The following is a 3,064-nucleotide window of genomic DNA, read 5'->3' as shown; positions in this document are numbered from 1 at the left end:
TGCTCTTTAACAATCTGGAAAGCTGATTTAAAAAGTAGTTCTCAAACATTTGTTACAAGTGCTTTGGAAACTTCTTGGCGAAAACCAAATTTTATTTGGTCCTTGTTGTACAGCAACAAGCCGTGCCGGTTTCACCGACACTTCTTGGGGTTGTATGGTTAAGTGACTAAGCGTACATGGTGGATGCCTTGGCAGTCAGAGGCGATGAAGGACGTACTAACCTGCGATAAGCCGTGAGCAGTCGGTAAGAGACATTACGACTCACGGATTTCCGAATGGGGAAACCCACTTAGCATAAGCTAGGTATCGCTGCGTGAATACATAGCGTAGCGAGGCGAACCGGGAGAACTGAAACATCTAAGTACCCCGAGGAAAAGAAATCAACCGAGATTCCCTCAGTAGCGGCGAGCGAACGGGGATTAGCCCTTAAGCATCTTGGAAGTTAGTGGAACGGTCCTGGAAAGGCCGGCGATACAGGGTGATAGCCCCGTACACGAAAACAACCTTGATGTGAAATCGAGTAGGGCGGGACACGTGACATCCTGTCTGAATATGGGGGGACCATCCTCCAAGGCTAAATACTCCTGACTGACCGATAGTGAACCAGTACCGTGAGGGAAAGGCGAAAAGAACCCCTGTGAGGGGAGTGAAATAGAACCTGAAACCGTGTACGTACAAGCAGTGGGAGCCCTTCGGGGTGACTGCGTACCTTTTGTATAATGGGTCAGCGACTTACATTTTGTAGCGAGGTTAACCGTATAGGGGAGCCGTAGGGAAACCGAGTCTTAACTGGGCGTCTAGTTGCAAGGTGTAGACCCGAAACCGGGTGATCTAGCCATGGGCAGGTTGAAGGTTGAGTAACATCAACTGGAGGACCGAACCCACTAACGTTGCAAAGTTAGGGGATGACCTGTGGCTGGGGGTGAAAGGCCAATCAAACTCGGAGATAGCTGGTTCTCCCCGAAAGCTATTTAGGTAGCGCCTCGGACGAATACTACTGGGGGTAGAGCACTGTTTGGGCTAGGGGGTCATCCCGACTTACCAACCCCATGCAAACTCCGAATACCAGTAAGTAATATCCGGGAGACACACGGCGGGTGCTAACGTCCGTCGTGAAGAGGGAAACAACCCAGACCGCCGGCTAAGGTCCCAAAGTTCTGGTTAAGTGGGAAACGATGTGGGAAGGCTCAGACAGCTAGGATGTTGGCTTAGAAGCAGCCATCATTTAAAGAAAGCGTAATAGCTCACTAGTCGAGTCGGCCTGCGCGGAAGATGTAACGGGGCTCAAACCAGGCACCGAAGCCGCGGATTCACGCTAAGCGTGAGTGGTAGGGGAGCGTTCTGTAAGTCTGCGAAGGTGTGTCGAGAGGCATGCTGGAGATATCAGAAGTGCGAATGCTGACGTAAGTAACGATAAAGGGGGTGAAAAGCCTCCTCGCCGGAAGACCAAGGGTTCCTGTCCAACGTTAATCGGGGCAGGGTGAGTCGACCCCTAAGGTGAGGCCGAAAGGCGTAATCGATGGGAAGCAGGTTAATATTCCTGCACGACTTGTAATTGCGATGGGGGGACGGAGAAGGCTAGGTGGGCCAGGCGACGGTTGTCCTGGTGAAAGTGCGTAGGTGGTGTTTCTAGGCAAATCCGGAGACACAACACTGAGACACGAGACGAACGCACCACGGTGCGGAAGCCATTGATGCCCTGCTTCCAGGAAAAGCCTCTAAGCTTCAGATTACAAGTCATCGTACCCCAAACCGACACAGGTGGTCGGGTAGAGAATACCAAGGCGCTTGAGAGAACTCGGGTGAAGGAACTAGGCAAAATAGAACCGTAACTTCGGGAGAAGGTTCGCTCTTGATGGTGAAGTCCCTTGCGGATGGAGCTGTCGGGAGTCGCAGTGACCAGATGGCTGGGACTGTTTATCAAAAACACAGCACTCTGCAAACACGAAAGTGGACGTATAGGGTGTGACACCTGCCCGGTGCCGGAAGGTTAATTGATGGGGTTAGCGCAAGCGAAGCTCTTGATCGAAGCCCCGGTAAACGGCGGCCGTAACTATAACGGTCCTAAGGTAGCGAAATTCCTTGTCGGGTAAGTTCCGACCTGCACGAATGGTGTAACCATGGCCATGCTGTCTCCACCCGAGACTCAGTGAAATCGAATTCGCCGTGAAGATGCGGTGTACCCGCGGCTAGACGGAAAGACCCCGTGAACCTTTACTACAGCTTGGCACTGAACATTGAACCTACATGTGTAGGATAGGTGGGAGGCTTTGAAGGCGTGACGCCAGTTGCGCTGGAGCCGTCCTTGAAATACCACCCTTGTATGTTTGATGTTCTAACGCAGGGCCCTGAATCGGGCTCGCGGACAGTGCCTGGTGGGTAGTTTGACTGGGGCGGTCTCCTCCCAAAGAGTAACGGAGGAGCACGAAGGTTGGCTAATCCTGGTCGGACATCAGGAGGTTAGTGCAATGGCATAAGCCAGCTTAACTGCGAGACGGACAGGTCGAGCAGGTACGAAAGTAGGTCATAGTGATCCGGTGGTTCTGAATGGAAGGGCCATCGCTCAACGGATAAAAGGTACTCCGGGGATAACAGGCTGATACCGCCCAAGAGTTCATATCGACGGCGGTGTTTGGCACCTCGATGTCGGCTCATCACATCCTGGGGCTGAAGTCGGTCCCAAGGGTATGGCTGTTCGCCATTTAAAGTGGTACGCGAGCTGGGTTCAGAACGTCGTGAGACAGTTCGGTCCCTATCTGCCGTGGGCGTTGGATGATTGAAGGGAGTTGCTCCTAGTACGAGAGGACCGGAGTGAACGAACCTCTGGTGTTCGGGTTGTCACGCCAGTGGCACTGCCCGGTAGCTAAGTTCGGAATCGATAACCGCTGAAAGCATCTAAGCGGGAAGCGAGCCCTGAGATGAGTCATCCCTGACCCCTTGAGGGTCCTAAAGGGCCGTTGGAGACCACAACGTTGATAGGTGGGGTGTGTAAGCGTAGCGATACGTTGAGCTAACCCATACTAATTACCCGTGAGGCTTAACCATACAACACCCAAGAAGTGTT

At 52.7% G+C, this 3,064-nt stretch carries 1 rRNA gene; it reads left to right on the top strand.

From position 1 onward, the window contains the following. The first annotated feature begins 156 nt into the window (after positions 1 to 156). Positions 157 to 3,045, top strand: a 23S ribosomal RNA gene (locus ACB037_RS21185). Positions 3,046 to 3,064 lie beyond the last annotated feature (19 nt).

This window comes from Aeromonas sp. S19(2024), from assembly GCF_041402625.1.
Classification (GTDB): Bacteria; Pseudomonadota; Gammaproteobacteria; order Enterobacterales; family Aeromonadaceae; genus Aeromonas; species Aeromonas caviae.
The sequence above is the reverse complement of the archived record's forward strand: the minus strand, read 5'-3'. Positions and strand labels throughout refer to the sequence as shown.